The 14879-nt window shown below is 62.6% G+C and carries 14 protein-coding genes; 9 read left to right on the forward strand and 5 right to left on the reverse strand.

Annotated elements, in window-relative coordinates; genetic code table 11:
• Positions 1 to 140: 140 nt before the first annotated feature.
• The 3 genes from ACW9IB_RS11565 to ACW9IB_RS11575 are packed head-to-tail and all read left to right on the forward strand — an operon-like array spanning position 141 to position 1839.
• Complete coding sequence (locus tag ACW9IB_RS11565) at positions 141 to 1061, forward strand: arginase family protein (RefSeq protein WP_457413721.1); 921 nt, start codon at positions 141 to 143, stop codon at positions 1059 to 1061.
• A complete protein-coding gene (locus tag ACW9IB_RS11570) occupies positions 1058 to 1438 on the forward strand; it encodes a transporter (protein ID WP_457365082.1) in 381 nt (126 codons plus the stop codon). The genes ACW9IB_RS11565 and ACW9IB_RS11570 overlap by 4 nt, the downstream gene beginning before the upstream one ends.
• A complete protein-coding gene (locus tag ACW9IB_RS11575; RefSeq protein ID WP_457365081.1) occupies positions 1435 to 1839 on the forward strand; it encodes a transporter in 405 nt (134 codons plus the stop codon). The genes ACW9IB_RS11570 and ACW9IB_RS11575 overlap by 4 nt, the downstream gene beginning before the upstream one ends.
• Before the next feature lie 84 nt (positions 1840 to 1923).
• Here the strand turns inward: ACW9IB_RS11575 and ACW9IB_RS11580 are convergent, their stop codons facing one another.
• Both ACW9IB_RS11580 and ACW9IB_RS11585 read right to left on the reverse strand, forming a co-directional pair.
• Complete coding sequence (locus ACW9IB_RS11580) at positions 1924 to 2790, reverse strand: fatty acid desaturase family protein (protein ID WP_457413722.1); 867 nt, start codon at positions 2788 to 2790, stop codon at positions 1924 to 1926.
• 55 nt (positions 2791 to 2845) lie between these two features.
• Positions 2846 to 3616 (reverse strand): MipA/OmpV family protein, encoded by a 771-nt coding sequence (locus ACW9IB_RS11585; RefSeq protein ID WP_457413723.1) that lies wholly within the window; start codon positions 3614 to 3616, stop codon positions 2846 to 2848.
• A 227-nt stretch (positions 3617 to 3843) separates the two neighbouring features.
• Between ACW9IB_RS11585 and ACW9IB_RS11590 the strand changes: the two genes are divergently transcribed.
• Genes ACW9IB_RS11590 through ACW9IB_RS11615 form a run of 6 tightly spaced genes read left to right on the forward strand, consistent with a single transcriptional unit; the run spans position 3844 to position 11196 of the window.
• A complete protein-coding gene (locus ACW9IB_RS11590) occupies positions 3844 to 4542 on the forward strand; it encodes an MtnX-like HAD-IB family phosphatase (RefSeq protein WP_457413725.1) in 699 nt (232 codons plus the stop codon).
• Positions 4535 to 5929, forward strand: a complete 1395-nt coding sequence (locus ACW9IB_RS11595) for an aspartate aminotransferase family protein (RefSeq protein WP_457365077.1) — start codon at positions 4535 to 4537, stop codon at positions 5927 to 5929. Before ACW9IB_RS11590 ends, ACW9IB_RS11595 begins: the two co-directional genes overlap by 8 nt.
• Positions 5926 to 6885 carry an alpha/beta hydrolase gene (locus tag ACW9IB_RS11600; protein ID WP_457413726.1) on the forward strand — a complete coding sequence of 320 codons (960 nt, stop codon included), beginning with the start codon at positions 5926 to 5928 and terminating at the stop codon, positions 6883 to 6885. Before ACW9IB_RS11595 ends, ACW9IB_RS11600 begins: the two co-directional genes overlap by 4 nt.
• Before the next feature lie 30 nt (positions 6886 to 6915).
• Positions 6916 to 8040, forward strand: a complete 1125-nt coding sequence (locus tag ACW9IB_RS11605) for a GNAT family N-acetyltransferase (RefSeq protein WP_457413728.1) — start codon at positions 6916 to 6918, stop codon at positions 8038 to 8040.
• Positions 8040 to 9809 carry an ATP-binding protein gene (locus tag ACW9IB_RS11610; protein WP_457365074.1) on the forward strand — a complete coding sequence of 590 codons (1770 nt, stop codon included), beginning with the start codon at positions 8040 to 8042 and terminating at the stop codon, positions 9807 to 9809. The genes ACW9IB_RS11605 and ACW9IB_RS11610 overlap by 1 nt, the downstream gene beginning before the upstream one ends.
• Positions 9799 to 11196 carry a sigma-54-dependent transcriptional regulator gene (locus tag ACW9IB_RS11615; protein WP_457413729.1) on the forward strand — a complete coding sequence of 466 codons (1398 nt, stop codon included), beginning with the start codon at positions 9799 to 9801 and terminating at the stop codon, positions 11194 to 11196. The genes ACW9IB_RS11610 and ACW9IB_RS11615 overlap by 11 nt, the downstream gene beginning before the upstream one ends.
• A gap of 57 nt (positions 11197 to 11253) precedes the next feature.
• Here the strand turns inward: ACW9IB_RS11615 and ACW9IB_RS11620 are convergent, their stop codons facing one another.
• Genes ACW9IB_RS11620 through aauS form a run of 3 tightly spaced genes read right to left on the reverse strand, consistent with a single transcriptional unit; the run spans position 11254 to position 14830 of the window.
• Positions 11254 to 11592 carry a GlpM family protein gene (locus tag ACW9IB_RS11620; protein WP_457413730.1) on the reverse strand — a complete coding sequence of 113 codons (339 nt, stop codon included), beginning with the start codon at positions 11590 to 11592 and terminating at the stop codon, positions 11254 to 11256.
• Positions 11592 to 12932, reverse strand: a complete 1341-nt coding sequence (gene aauR / locus ACW9IB_RS11625; RefSeq protein WP_457365071.1) for a two-component response regulator AauR — start codon at positions 12930 to 12932, stop codon at positions 11592 to 11594. Before aauR ends, ACW9IB_RS11620 begins: the two co-directional genes overlap by 1 nt.
• Positions 12929 to 14830, reverse strand: coding sequence for a two-component sensor histidine kinase AauS (gene aauS, locus ACW9IB_RS11630; RefSeq protein WP_457365070.1), 1902 nt, complete (start codon positions 14828 to 14830; stop codon positions 12929 to 12931). The genes aauR and aauS overlap by 4 nt, the downstream gene beginning before the upstream one ends.
• Positions 14831 to 14879 lie beyond the last annotated feature (49 nt).

The following is a 14879-nucleotide window of genomic DNA, read 5'->3' on the forward strand; positions in this document are numbered from 1 at the left end:
CAGTGTGTCAGCCCAGTATTCAATGACTGACACACCACACTCGCGAGCAAGCCCGCTCCCACATTGGTCAGTCACTGTCTTCAAGAGTGGGGCTGGCCCGTCCCTTGCATTGACCCCTTAAAGCCTTAGGGGACACTGCCTTGAACATTCTCGACCTCGACCACAGCCTCACCGGCCAGGCTCCGATTGCCCGGCGGCTGGCCAGTGGCGCCGCGACCCGCATTGACCTGCTGGACCTGGGCCCCAAGCTGCGCCTGTGGTCCACCGAAAAGACCTGGAACCGCTTCGCCCACCGCCTGGCCCAACGGCCCCGGCCGGTGGACGCGCGCCCGGAAATCCTGTTTGTCGGCTCCGGCGACTATCACCACCTCACGCCGGCATTTCTCGCAGACCTCAAAGAACCCATCAGCCTGATCCACTTCGACAACCACCCCGACTGGGTGCGCTTTGCGCCCAAGCGTCACTGTGGCTCGTGGGTCAATCGGGCGCTGAAAATGCCGGCGATCAAACGCATCGTCACCCTCGGCCCATGCAGCGACGACCTGCACAATCCGCAATTGCGCGGTGGCAACCTGGGCGCCTTGAAGCAGGGGCGGTTGCAGTTGTTTCCCTGGCAGCATGCACCGTCGAAAGTCTGGGGGCGGGTCGGCGATGGCGCCGGCCATCAGCAGCAAGAAAACCACCTGCACTGGCGCAACCTGGCCGAGCTGGATTGGGCGGCGTTCCTCGAACAAATGATCGACGACCTGCCCACCGATGCGATCTGGATCACCATCGACAAAGACGTACTTGCCAGTGAAGACGCGGCCACCAACTGGGACCAGGGCGGCATGCGCCTGACCCATCTGCTGCAAGCCCTGCGGGCCTTGGCGGCGGGTAAACGCATCATCGGCATCGACGTGTGCGGCGAGTTCGCCACACCGGCGTTCAGCAATGCGTTCAAGCGATGGGAGGCCAAGTCCGACCAACCGCCGCCCGAGCGCTGGAGCGCCGAAGATTTGCAACGCAATGCGGCCACCAATGCGGCCTTGATCGACCTGTTTGAGGAGTTGTTCCCGTGACCTTGACCGTGGTGTTGCTGGTGGCGTTTTCCATCGTGCTCGATGTGATCGGGCAGCTGTGTTTCAAGATCGGCCTGGACCGTTTGCCGGAACTGGAGGGCGGTTTTCGCCTGAATGCGTTCTGGGGCCAGGTGTTCAACGCGCCGTTGCTGTGGGCGGGGATCGGCGCCTATGCCGTGGAGTTCTTCGTGTGGCTCGAAGCCCTGTCCCGCGCACCGTTGAGCCTGCTGTTCCCGGCGGCGGCCCTGGCTTATTGCGGGGTAGTGCTGGCGGGCAAAGTGGTGCTGGGCGAAACCGTCAGCCGCCGTCGCTGGCTGGGCACCCTGGTGATTACGTTTGGTGTGATGTTGGTGGCGATTGCAGGGAGTCAGGCATGAGTACGCAAACCCTGAATAACGGCTGGCTGCATGGGCGCTTGGGCACGGTGGTGCTGTGGGCGCTGCTGATTTGTACCGAGAGCGCCGGGCAGTTGTTCACCAAGGTGGCCGGGGATCAACTGGGGCAGATGGACGTGAGCTGGCAGTGGCTGGGGGAGGTGGCACGCAACCCCGGGATCCTGGCGGCGATCGGCAGTTATATCGGCGCGTTTTTCGTGTGGATGCTGATCCTGCGCCGCAGCAGTCTGTCCCTGGCGTTCCCGCTGAGTTCGCTGGTGTTCGTGGTGGTGTTGCTGGGGTCGTGGCTGGGGCTGGGGGAACACATCAGCCTGCTGCACTGGGTGGGCGTCGCGGTGATTATCGGCGGCATCGCCCTGCTGGCCGAAGGCGAAGAAAACTGATCACTCGGGCCTGACTCGATCTTTGTGGTGAGCGAGCTTGCCTCGCGCAGGGCAAGCCTGCTCACCACAAGGGTGAGTGGCTGGTCAGGATTTTCTGTGCGCCACCAGGAAACCCAACCCGTGTGACACCGGAAGCTGCTTCACCCCCGCCTCGCGTTGCTGCCCGGCGATTTCCCGATGAAACGCCTTCACCTTGGTCCAATGCATCTTTGGCCGGTAGTGGTGTTCGGCGTGGTAGCCGTTGTTCATCCAGATCAGGTTGTACAACACGCTGTAGGAGCTCACGCCCCAGGCAATCGGCAGGTCCGGGTTGCCGCCGAAGTGTTCGTAGTAGCCGTTGAGCGATGACAGGCACTGGCCCAGGTACCAGAACGGCAGCAGCCACACCACCGCGTGCCAGTCGTAGAACGCCAGGGCGATGTAGAACGCCACAGTCACGACGATCTCGACCTTGACCCAGCGCGCATCCGCCGGGCGCTTGCGCTTCATTTCGTCGTAGAACGGCTTGGGATCATCGCGGAAAAAACTCAGGAACGTATAGGCCCACGGGTTTTCCGGCTGGCCATCGTGGCCACGCTGGTAGATCGACAGCGGGTCGATGGTCTTGCCGTCCGGCCCCGGCAGGTCGGCGTTGCCACGGTGATGGCGGTTGTGGATATCGCGGTACAGCGTCTGGGAGAAGCCGATGGTCACCGACAGCAGCAAATCGAACGCGCGGTTCATGGGCCGGTGGGTGAAGTAGGCATTGTGAATCTGGTTGTGGGAGATGCTGTTGATGCTCCACGACAGACTGATCGCGTACACCAGCGCCAGCGGCACCAGGGCCCACCAGCTGAGGCTGTGGAAGGCGGCGACCAGCCAGATGACGAACGCGAAATGCGCCAGGCCCAGGGCGATGGGCACCAGGTCCCAGAGTGAGTGATGCAGCAGGCGGTAAGCGGGGCGAGCCATTGAAAATGTCCTGGAAAAGTGGATTCCAGGACGTCATTGCAAACCCCAGACCAACCTAATCGAACTTGTAACTGATGGCCGTTTGTACCTGGCCCTGGTTCACTTCGCCGGTCTGCCGGACGATGCTGCTATCGGCCGCCGAACCCACCAGGTGCACCCAGCTGGCACTGGTCAGCAGTGACCATTTCGGCGCCAGGGGAAACTCGAAGCTCTGGGTAAACGTCAGGTTCTGGAAGCCGCCGCTGGCGTTGTATGGCTTGAAGCCCGAGGCTGCGGCCTCGTTGTCGTCCACACCGAAAAACGTGTTGGTCTGGCGGTCGTCGGCGAAGTGCGCCATCAGGCCGCTGCTGCCAATGATCCCGCCGCCCAGCGGGTAGCCCAGCTCGCCACCGACCTTGCCGAGCACGCCGCCCTGGTCGTGTCCCCCGCCCACGGCGCGGCCCAACTGGGCATAGACCCGCCAGAAGTCGGCGGGCGCGTACTGCACGAACCCGCCCACCTCGGCCATGCTCGAGGCATCCCGCAGGCCCGCAAGGGCGCCGTTGGCGGTGCGGCCCGGGACGTAATTGATATAGGGTCCGGCGGTAAAACCGTTGGTATTCAGGGCGCTCCAGGTCAGGCCGTCGTCGGTACCGAGGCTGACACTGCCCCAGTCCAGATCGAAATAAGGAATGGCGGTGATCTGGTAGCGGCTGCCGGTGGGTTCCCGGGGTTGATAGCTGACGCCTGCACCCACTTCACCGGTGATGCCTTCGGCCACGGCAGCGTTCGAAAAGCTCCACAGGCCAAGCAAACCGGCGAATGCAGCGCATGTGATCCTGAACATGGTCACGGTTCCTTGATTGATTACGTGCGCATGAACGCGCGAAGCGCCTGTGCCGCGCAAGCACTCATCTTGTTTGTAGCAAGCTACAAAAATTGTAGCTCCCGCGACACAAATCCCTTCCTGCACCGGGCAAAGCCCCAGCCCTGCTGGGCGATGGCCAGTTGGCACACTCCCTGCTCTACCCCTGTTGCAAGCGCACACAGCGCGCTCTTCCAAGGTAAACACTGATGATCCATTGGCATATCGTGTGTGACTTCGACGGGACCATCACCCCCACCGACGTCATCGACAACGTCCTCCAACGCTTCGCCGGTCCCGAGTGGGAAACCATCGAACAGGAATGGCTGGATGGGCATATCGGTTCACGCGAATGCCTGAGCCGCCAACTGGCGCTGATCAAGGCCACGCCGAACGAACTGCTGGCGTACTTCGACAGCGTCGAGATCGACCCGGACTTCCCGGACTTCGTCGACCACGTCATCGGCCTGGGCGCGTCCATCGAAGTGGTCAGCGACGGCATCGAGCAGGGCATTGCGCGGATCCTGTCACGCAACTACGTGACCCTGCTGCCGATCCTCGCCAACCGCCTGCGCCAGGTCGACCAGAACAGCTGGCGCATCGACTTCCCGTATTCCAGCGATGCCTGCCGTGCCGCCTCCGGCAACTGCAAGTGCAAGTCCACGCCACGTAACAAGCGCGTGCTGGTGATCGGCGACGGCAAGTCCGACATGTGTGTGGCGTCCACCGCCGACTTCGTGTTCGCCAAGGGCAGCCTCGCCGACTACTGCGTGACCAACGACATTCCCCACGCACGCTTCGAGACCTTCGCTGAAGTGCCTGCGCTGCTGGCGCTGCTGCCACAAGGCATCGCCGCCAACGCCAACTCCTTTACTGCTGACAACCAGGAACTCTTCCACCATGTCTGATATCCGTATCGCTACCGCCGAAGACCAGGTGCTTCTGGACAAAGAAGCCAAGTACTGCTCCTACGGCGACACCGTTCACTACATCGAGCCACCGCGCATTTTCAGCCGTTGCGAAGGCTCCTACGTCTGGGACACTGAAGACCAGGCTTACCTCGACCTGCAAATGTGGTACTCGGCGGTCAACTTCGGCTACGCCAACCCACGCCTGAACAACGCGCTGAAACAGCAGATCGACACCCTGCCGCAAATCGCCAGCCAGTACCTGCACAAAGGCAAGATCGAGCTGTCGGAAATGATCGCGGTCGATGCCAAGAAGAAGTTCGGCCTCGACGGTCGCGTGCACTTCAACGTCGGTGGTTCGCAGTCCATCGAAGACTCCCTGAAGGTGGTGCGTAACGCCACCAACGGCAAGAGCCTGATGTTCGCCTTCGAAGGCGGCTACCACGGCCGTACCCTCGGTGCGTCGTCGATTACCTCGAGCTACCGCTACCGTCGCCGCTACGGCCACTTCGGCGAGCGTGCGCAGTTCATCCCGTTCCCGTACCACTTCCGTGGCCCCAAAGGCATGACCAAGGAAGAGTACGGCAGCCACTGCGTGCAGCAGTTCGCCCGTCTGTTCGAGACCGAATACAACGGCGTGTGGGACCCGAAAGTCGGCGCCAGCGAATACGCGGCGTTCTACGTCGAGCCGATCCAGGGCACCGGCGGCTACGTGATCCCGCCGATGAACTTCTACCGCGAATTGAAGCAAGTGCTGGATCAGCACGGCATTCTGCTGGTTTCCGACGAAATCCAGATGGGCTTCTACCGCACCGGCAAACTGTGGTCGATCGAGCACTTCGACGTGCAACCGGACGTGATTGTGTTCGGCAAGGCGCTGACCAACGGTCTCAACCCGCTGGGCGGCATCTGGGCCCGTGAAGAACTGATCAATCCGAAGATCTTCCCGCCAGGCTCCACCCACTCCACCTTCGCCTCCAACCCGTTGGGTACGGCCGTGGGCCTGGAAATGTTCAAGATGACCAACGAAGTCGACTACGGCGCGATGGTCATGGCCAAGGGCAAGTTCTTCCTCGAAGGCCTGCAAGACCTGCAGAAGCGCTTCCCGATCATTGGCGATGTCGACGGCCTGGGCCTGGCGCTGCGTTGCGAAATCTGCGCACCGGATGGTTTCACCCCGGACAAGGCGACCCTGGACTACATGGTCGAGGAAGGCATGAAGGGCGACATGGTGGTGGACGGCCAGAAACTCGGCCTGATTCTCGACGTGGGCGGTTACTACAAGAACGTGATCACCCTGGCACCGTCCCTGGAAATCAGCTACCCGGAAATCGAACTGGGCCTGAAGCTGCTCGAGCAACTGCTGGTGCGGGCGACCAACCGGTGAAACAGGTAGAGATCGACCTCGGTGAAGGCGATGCCGGTTTCGTTCTCGGTGAAGGTCCGGTCGGGATCCTGCTGATCCACGGCCTGACCGGCACCCCGACGGAGTTGCGCCAGGTCGCCAAGGGCCTGGTCAAGGCGGGCAATTGCACGGTGTACGTGCCCACCCTGGCCGGGCACTGCGGTGATAACAGCGACCTGCAGGCCACCGGCTGGCTCGACTGGTACGAAGGCGTGCGCAAGACCTTCGTCGGCGTGAAGCAGCGCCACGAGCAGGTGTTTGTCGGTGGCCTGTCGATGGGGGCGGTGATGTCCATGTATGTGGCATCGCAGTTCCCGGGGCAGGTCGCGGGTCTGCTGATGTACTCGACCACCCTGAAGTACGACGGCTGGAGCATCAACAAGCTGGCGTTCCTGACGCCGTTGTTGATGAAGATTCCATTCGGCGTGCACATTTGCCGCTTCGAAGAAAAACCGCCCTATGGCATCAAGAACGAACGCCTGCGCGGTATCGTCGAGCGCCAGATGAAGGAAGGGCAGAGCAGCGAGGCTGGCCTGTTGACCATGGAGGGCATCACGGTGCGCGAGTTGCACCGGATGAACGCCGTGGTGAAGCGGCTCATGCCCTCGATCCAGACGCCTGCGCTGGTGCTGCATTCCATCGAGGACGACATCACCAGCCGCTGGAACGCCGATTACGTGGAGCGCCATCTGGGCGGGCCGGTGACCAAGATCCTGCTGGACAACTGCTACCACATGATCACCGTCGACCTGCAATACCGCCGGGTGATCGAGTTGAGTGCGGAATTTGTCGCGCAGCATGCGGACGTCAAACCCATGCAGATCAATGTGGGAGCTGTCGAGCTTCAGCGAGGCTGCGATGCAGGCGCCTCGGTCTACCCAGTGTTCCGGGGTGATGCCATCGCAGCCTCGCCGGGGCTCGACAGCTCCCACATTTGATTGGCGCTCATCCAGAAATAAGGGACACCTGTGATCACCACCCAAGCCTTCCCGACTATCCGGGCCATCCAGCGCAGTGCCTGGAACGACTGTTTTCCCGGGGCGCTGGAGGACTGGGACTATTACGTCGCCGTGGAAAACGCCGCCATCGATGATTTTCAGTGGCGATACCTGGCGGTGTTCGACGATGGAACGCTGGTGGCCGTGGCTGCCGCGTTCATCACCCATTATCGGCTCGACACCACGGTGTCGGGTGCCGGCAAGCGCTTGACCGAGCGGGTCGAACGGCTGTGGCCGGGCCTCTTGAAATTGGGGTTGTACGCCCTCGGTTCCCCTGTGGCCGAGCGCTGCGATGCCGGCGTTGCGAGCCATGTGCCGACGGTCCGTCGCGCGGCGTTGTTCGAGCAATTGCTGGTCGCGGCGCGCCAGGATGCCGATGAGTTCGGCATCGGCCTGGTGGCGGTCAAGGACGCGCCGAGCAAGGACCCCCATTGGCTCGACAGTTGCCGCGCTGCCGGCTTTCAAAGCATGCCCAGCCTGCCAACCGGAGTATTGCCGCTGCCTTACGGGTCGGTGGACGCCTACCTCGGTTCCCTGGGCAAATCCACGCGCAAGGACCTGCGGCGCAAGCTGCGCGCGCCGGGGCCGCGAGTGGAGTGGCGACGCAATATCGACGATGTGCTGCCCGAGGTCATGCGCCTGTACGAAGCCACCCTCACACGCGCCGAGTTGCAGTTCGAACGGCTGCCCGCCGGCTATTTCACCGGAGTGCTCGAACGGCTGGGGGAGCGCGCGGTCTGTGTTCTTTACTGGGTGGACGAGCAACTGGTGGCGTTCAACCTGATCCTGGTGGATGAACACCGGCTGGTGGACAAGTTTTTCGGGCATGACGTCGAGTTCACCCGCGACTACAACCTGTACTTCCGCAGTTGGCTGACCAATGTCGACTACTGTATTGAACACAAGATTGCAGTGTATGAGTGCGGGCAGGCCGGGTATGCCAGTAAGCTGCGCCTGGGCTGCGAGTTCCAGGGCAACAGTGTGTTCTTTCGGCATCGCAACCGGCTGGTCAACGGCCTGCTCAAGCTTGTAAAACTGTTTATTCGACCGGATCGTTCCGACCCTGCCATGGCTGCTGCGATAAGCGAAACCTGATGATCACCAAGACCCGCCCGAAAGCCCGTCCTTTTGCCATTTCGCGCTGGAGTGTCCAGCGCAAGCTGGTGCTGGCGTTCTGGCTGGTCAGCGTGATTCCGACGATGATCGCGGCGGAGCTGGCCGCCACCACGCTGTCGCAGATTTTCGACAGCAACGTAAGGATCTGGCTGCAAGAGTCGACCAAGATCGTCAAGGACGAGATCGGCGACATCCTTCACGACAACGCGCGCATGGCCAAGCTGTTCCTGCGTTACACCAGCCCACCGTCGAACCGTCAGGCCGCCAAGCATGACCGGCTGACGGCCGACATCGCCGATGCCACGGATATCGATGTGGTGGCGCTCATTCGCACCAGCGACCACAAACTGGTGTTCAGCACCGCCTCCGACGACATCGTCAAACAGATCAACCTCACCAGCAACGCGGTGCTGCAGACCGTGCAGGTGGCGGGTGTGAGCACCGGGATCGTGGTGTCCACCTTCGAGACCACCCAGGACGGCGTCGATTACCTGTTGCTGGTGGCCACCTACCTGGACAGCAGTTTCCTCACCAGTGTGGCCGATGTGCACTCCCTGGATTTGCGTCTGTACCTGGCCAACCCCGACGGCTTCTCGGAGATCTTCTCTACCCAGCGCTTTGAGGATCACCCCTCGCGCATCCCCAAGAACGTCGAAACCCTGATGCGCAGCACCAAGCAGCCCAGCGAGCAGTTCACCAACAACTACAGCGGGTTGTACTGGCCGATCTTCAACGACGCCGGCGACCTGCAAGGCGTGATTTTCAGTGGCCTGTTGCGCCATACCAGCCTGGTGGGGCTGGTGAACCAGAGCAACCTGTTCGTGCTGATTTTCCTGCTCAGTTCGGCGTTGTCGCTGGCAGCGGGGGTATTGGTGTCGCGGCGCCTGACCAAGCCGCTGCGGGATTTGTCCCAAGGCGTGAGCGCGGTGATCTCGGGCAATTACGAGCACCGGGTGCTGGTCAGCGGCGGCGATGAACTGGCCCAGTTGAGCAGCACCTTCAACCACATGACCGAACGCCTGGGCGAACTGCATCACCTGGAAGCCCAATTGCGCCGGCGCGACCGCCTGCACGCCCTGGGTGAAGTTGCCATGGGCCTGGCCCACGAGATCCGCAACCCGCTGGGCATCATCAAGACCGCCACCCAGTTGCTGCACCGTCGCGCGGACTTGCCGGACACCGACAAGCGCCACCTGGAATACGTGATCAGCGAGGTCAGCCGCATCAACGACCTGATCACCGAGTTCCTCGACTTCGCCAAACCCAACCCGCCCTTGCGCGTGATGCAGCCGGCGCGCGTGTTGGTAGAGGAAATCCTCGGCTTCTGCGGCCCGGAGCTGTCCACCCACAACATCGATGCACAGATCGATGACCAGGCGCCCGGCGCGACGATCTACGCCGATGCCAAGCAGCTCAAACAGGCCTGCCTGAACCTGATTCTCAACGCCATCGACGCCATGCCCGAGGGCGGGCGCCTGACCCTGGGCATCCGTAGCGAAGACGACAACACGATCATCAGCATCGCCGATACCGGCCAAGGTATCCCGGCGGACATGATCGAGCGCATCTTCACGCCGTTCGTCACCACCAAGGCCTCGGGCACCGGCCTGGGTCTGGCCAAAGTCTATTCGATCATGGAAAGTCACGACGGCAGCATTGAATGTGCCAGTGAGAAAGATGCCGGCGCCACCTTCAGCCTGTACATTCCGGCGACGGGCGAAGACGACGAGGACAGTCATGACGCATAACGTATTGGTGGTCGACGACGAGCCCAAGCTCTGCGACCTGCTGGCGTCGGCCCTGGGCCAGGGGGACATCCAGGTATTTACCGCCGGCAATGGCCTGCATGCGCTCAAAGTGCTGGAGCAGGAAAGCATCGACCTGGTGATCAGTGACTGGCGCATGCCGGGCATGGACGGGCCGGCGCTGCTGGCCGAGATCAAGGTGCGTTACCCCCAGGTGCCGGTGATCGTGATGACCGCCTACAGCACGGTGAAAAACGCGGTGCAGTCGATGCGCAACGGCGCCTATGACTACATTGCCAAGCCGTTCGATATCGACGAACTGGACATCACCGTGGCCAAGGCCCTGCAATTTCGCGACATCATGCGCGACAACGCCCGCATGCGCGCCGAGCTGGACGAGCACGCCCAGTTCGACAGCCTGGTGGGCGACAGCCCGGCGTTTCGCAAGGTGTTGCAAGCGGTGGATTCGGTGCGCGACAGCAGCGCAACCATCCTGCTCACCGGCGAAAGCGGTACCGGCAAAGAGATGGTGGCACGCGCCATACACAAGCACGGCAGCCGCGCCGATCAACCCTTCGTGGCGGTGAACTGCGCGGCGATTCCCGAGGGCCTGCTGGAAAGTGAAATGTTCGGCCATCGCAAAGGCGCGTTTACCGGCGCCGTGGCCGACCGGGTCGGGCGTTTTCAACAGGCCGACAAGGGCACGCTGTTTCTCGATGAAGTGGGCGATATGCCCCTGGCCTTGCAGGCCAAGATCCTGCGCGCGTTGCAGGAGCGGGTGATCGAGCCGGTGGGCGATCCGCGCGAGCGCAAGGTGGATGTGCGGGTGATCGCCGCCACCAACAAGAACCTGCTGGACGCGGTGGCCAACAAGGAGTTTCGCGAGGACCTGTATTACCGCCTCAACGTGTTCCCGATTCCCTTGCCGTCCCTGCGCGAGCGCGTGGAAGACATCGCGCCGCTGGCCCGCCATTTCGCCCAGACCCTCAGCGCCACCGCCGGCAAGCGCATCACCGGCTTCAGCCCGGAAGCGTTGCAGGCCATGGCGGCGTATCACTGGCCGGGCAATATCCGAGAGCTGCAGAACTGCGTCGAGCGCGCGACCATCGTGGCGGCGTCGCCGGTGATCGAAGACATCGACCTGCCGGGCTACCTGTTTGCCTCAAGGCCGAGCGAGGGCGGCGTCGAGGCGATTCTGAGCGACGGGCCGGGGCTGCCGCCGGACCTGGATGCGGCGCTGGCTGAGGTGGAGAAGGCCTATATTTTGGCGGCGTTGCAGGAGAGCAACGGTGTGCAGGCCGCGGCGGCGCAGAAAATCGGGATTTCCGAGCGCAGCTTCTGGTATCGGCTGAAGAAGCTGGGCATTCAGGTCGACAAGATCGTTCGCTGACCTCTCTGATACACCTCAATCCAAAATGTGGGAGCTGGCTTGCCAGCTCCCACAATGTCAGGTGTGCAGGCGCACCCAGACGCTGACCAGCACCGTCGCTGCCATCAACCACGCCACTGCCGCCACCGCAAGCGAGGCTTCCAGCCGCATCCGGTCGACCATCACATACAACGTCGCCAAATACACAAAGTACGGAATGATCGACCACATCCCGAACAGGATCGTGGTTTTCAAGTCCTCCGCCGAGCGACCCTTGCCGACGATGTAGTGGGCGATCAGGGCAAAGGTCGGGAACAGCGGCACCAAGCCTGCGATGTAATAGTTTTTGGTCTTGGCCAGCGCCGCCAGAATCAACACCACTGCCGCGCCAAGGGCGGCTTTGAGTACCAGATCCATCAGTGGCTCAACCCGTATTTCTTGACCTTGTCGAACAGGGTGGTCTTGGCCATCCCCAGTTCCTGGCTCGCTTGAGTCAGGTTGCCGCCGCTGCGTTGCAGGGCGTCGTTGAGCAGGTTGCGCTCGAACGCTTCCACCGCTTCGGTGAAGGCCAGTCCATGGCTGCCGCCGCTGGCGCCGCTTTTCTTGAAGGCGGGCAGGCCCAGGGCGAAGCGTTCGGCGACGTTGCGCAGTTCGCGCACGTTGCCGGGCCAGTCGTGGCTCATCAGGCTGGACAGGGTCTGGTTGTCGAGGTCGGGCGCGGTGCGGTCAAAGCGCAGGGAGGATTGCTGCAGGAAGTGTTCGAACAATTGCAGGATGTCTTCGCGGCGCTCGCGCAGGGGGGGCAGTTCCAGGGTGACCACGTTGAGGCGGTAGTACAGGTCGCTGCGGAACTGGCTGGCGCGGCTCAGTTCGTCGAGGTCGGACTTGGTGGCGGCGATCACCCGGCAATCCACCGCCACGCTCTGGTTGGAACCCAGGCGCTCCAGGGTGCGCTCCTGCAATACCCGCAGCAGCTTGATCTGCAGGTTGATCGGCATGCTCTCCACTTCATCGAGAAACAGTGTGCCCTCATGGGCGTGCTCGATCTTGCCGATGCGACGCTTGCCGGCGCCGGTAAAGGCGTTGGCTTCATGACCGAATATCTCGCTTTCGAACAGGTTCTCCGGCAGGCCGCCGCAGTTCAGGGCGACGAACTGGTGGGTGTGACGCCGACTGAAATCATGCAGGCAACGCGCGACCAGCTCCTTGCCGGTGCCGGTCTCACCTTCGATCAATACGTTGGCCGAGGTGTCGGCGACATTGGCGATCAGTTCCCGCAGGTTCTGCATGGCCGGCGAACGGCCGATGATGCGACCTTCCAAAGAATCCCGCTCGGCCAACTGGCGGCGCAGCGACCAGACTTCCCGGGCCAACCCGCGTTGCTCCAGGGCACGGCGAACCACGTCCACCAGGCGCTCGGGCGAGAAGGGCTTTTCCATGAAGTCGTAGGCGCCGTTGCGCATGGCACCGACCGCCATGGAAATATCGCCATGCCCGGTGATCAACACCACCGGCAGGCTTTTATCCAGGGCCTTGAGGCGGTTCAACAGCTCCAGGCCGTCGATGCCCGGCAGGCGAATGTCGCTGATCACGATGCCGGCGAAGTTTTCGCCGATGCGGGTCAGGGCTTCTTCTGCGCTGCCTACGCCCACGCTGGGAATGTCTTCCAGCGCCAGTGCCTGCTGGCAGCCGAGCAGTACGTGGGGGTCGTCTTCGACGATCAGGACCGTCAGGTTGGCATTCAGATCTGTGTTCATGTCGGCTCGTGTTGTTGAGCGCCGGCCATCGGCAAGCACAGGACAAAGGCGGTTCCGCCACTGGCCGGGTGCTCCACGGCAAGATTGCCGCCGGTGGCCGCAGCGAGGCTGGCGGACAGGGTCAGGCCCAGGCCCAGGCCTTGTTCGCCGGGCTTGGTGGTGAAGAACGGTTCGAACAGATGCTTGCGCGCTTCGGGGTCGATGCCGTGACCGTTGTCGCGCACGTACAGGCGGTATTTGTCATCGATCTGTTGACCCTCCAGCCACAGTTGCGGGGCTGGTTGCGCTTGCATGGCGTCGAGGGCATTGCCGATCAGGTTGACCAGAATCTGTTCCAGGCGCGTCTGGTCGATCTGCAACTGGGCAGGGGTGAAGTCACGGTGCAGGGTCAGCGGCAGGCTATCGAGGCGCGCGCTCAACACCTGGAATGCTGCGTCCACGGCTTTACCCAATGCGGCTTCGCCCTGGTCGTCACCGCGCCGGGCGAAGGAGCGCAGGCTGGCGGTGATGCGGCCCATGCGGTCGATCAGTTCATTGATGGTCTTGAGGTTGGCGCTGGCGGTGTCCAGGGCGCCACGTTCGAGAAAGCGCACGGTGTTGCCGGACAAGGTTCGCAGCGCCGCCAGGGGTTGGTTCAACTCGTGGGCGATGCTGGTGGACATCTGCCCGATGGCCGCCAGTTTGCCGGCCTGCACCAGTTCGTCCTGGGCACGACGCAGGGTTTCTTCGGCCTGGCGCCGCTCGCGAATCTGGCCCTTGAGCCGTTCGTTGCTGGCGCGCAGGTCGGTGGTGCGTTCGGCGATCCGCCGTTCGAGCTGGCTATTGGCCTCCTGCAAGGCTTCCCGGGCGGCGAGGCGGGTGGCGATGACCTTGCGGCGCTCGTTCCAGGCGATCAGCAGAAAGGCGACCAGGCCGAAGGCGACGGCCACCAGGATGCCCTGGTTGATCGCGGCACGGCGCAGGTCATTGAGCGGGGTGAGCAGGGTGAAATTCCACGGCGTGTCGTTGAGCGGGCGGGTCTGGGCCAGGTAACTGACTTCGTGTTCGTCGGCCACCACTTCGCTGTTGGCCGGGAAGGTGAGTTTTTCGGTGCCTTCGTTGAGGCGTTCGCGGGCCAGGGGCTCCAGCTCGTTCAAGGTCGCCCAGTAATATTGCAGGCTGTGGGCCAGGCGCTCCTTGGTCTCGTCGCTGAGCGGGCGCACGGCCTTGAGGCGGCGGGCCGGGTCGCTGGACAGAATGATGATGCCGTTCTCGTCGCTTACAAACGCTTCGAGGCGCGCGCGTTGCCAGCGCTCTTCAAGGGCTTCGAGGCGCACTTTGACCACCGCGACACCGATGATCTTGCCGTGCTCTTCCAGGCCATGGGCCAGGTAGTAGCCGGGTTCGCCGTTGGTGCTGCCGATGCCGTAGAAACGACCAGGCTGACCGCGGACGGCGTTCTGGAAATAGGCGCGAAAGGACAGGTCTTCACCCTGGTAACTGTCGGCATCGCGCCAGTTACTGGTGGCCAGCACCCGGCCGGTAGTGTCCATCACGTAGATGGCGCGGCTGCGGCTACGCCGGTTCAGGCCTTCGAGGTAATCGTTGACGGTTTTGCGGGTTTCCTGGTTCGGGTCGGCCAGTAGCGTGGAGACGCTGGACTCAAGTTCCAGCAGGCTGGGCAGGTAGGTGTATTTGCTCAGTTCGCTTTCGACGGTGCGGGCGTGCAACTCCAGCTGGCGCTCGCCGTTGTCGCTGAGGGTGCGGATGCCATAGTACTCACTGACCCAGAAGCCGATGTAACCCAGGCCGATCATCAGGGCGATGATCAACGGCGGCAGGAAAAGCTGGCGTATCAGACGGGGCTTCACGGCAAGTGATGGCGGCGCGGCGCGATAAGGGTTGGGGTCGCATTTCATCACAGATGCCTTGGGTCAACCAGAGCTTGCCGGCCCTGGCATGGACCTG

The organism is Pseudomonas sp. SDO524_S393 (genome assembly GCF_054071875.1).

What these genes read in the sequence shown, in the direction of transcription:
- ACW9IB_RS11575 (WP_457365081.1), top strand. Translation starts at nt 1,435, where the DNA reads ATGAGTACGCAAACCCTGAATAACGGCTGGCTGCATGGGCGCTTGGGC.
- ACW9IB_RS11580 (WP_457413722.1), bottom strand. Translation starts at nt 2,790, where the DNA reads ATGGCTCGCCCCGCTTACCGCCTGCTGCATCACTCACTCTGGGACCTG.
- ACW9IB_RS11585 (WP_457413723.1), bottom strand. Translation starts at nt 3,616, where the DNA reads ATGTTCAGGATCACATGCGCTGCATTCGCCGGTTTGCTTGGCCTGTGG.
- ACW9IB_RS11590 (WP_457413725.1), top strand. Translation starts at nt 3,844, where the DNA reads ATGATCCATTGGCATATCGTGTGTGACTTCGACGGGACCATCACCCCC.
- ACW9IB_RS11595 (WP_457365077.1), top strand. Translation starts at nt 4,535, where the DNA reads ATGTCTGATATCCGTATCGCTACCGCCGAAGACCAGGTGCTTCTGGAC.
- ACW9IB_RS11610 (WP_457365074.1), top strand. Translation starts at nt 8,040, where the DNA reads ATGATCACCAAGACCCGCCCGAAAGCCCGTCCTTTTGCCATTTCGCGC.
- ACW9IB_RS11615 (WP_457413729.1), top strand. Translation starts at nt 9,799, where the DNA reads ATGACGCATAACGTATTGGTGGTCGACGACGAGCCCAAGCTCTGCGAC.
- ACW9IB_RS11620 (WP_457413730.1), bottom strand. Translation starts at nt 11,592, where the DNA reads ATGGATCTGGTACTCAAAGCCGCCCTTGGCGCGGCAGTGGTGTTGATT.
- aauR (WP_457365071.1), bottom strand. Translation starts at nt 12,932, where the DNA reads ATGAACACAGATCTGAATGCCAACCTGACGGTCCTGATCGTCGAAGAC.
- aauS (WP_457365070.1), bottom strand. Translation starts at nt 14,830, where the DNA reads ATGAAATGCGACCCCAACCCTTATCGCGCCGCGCCGCCATCACTTGCC.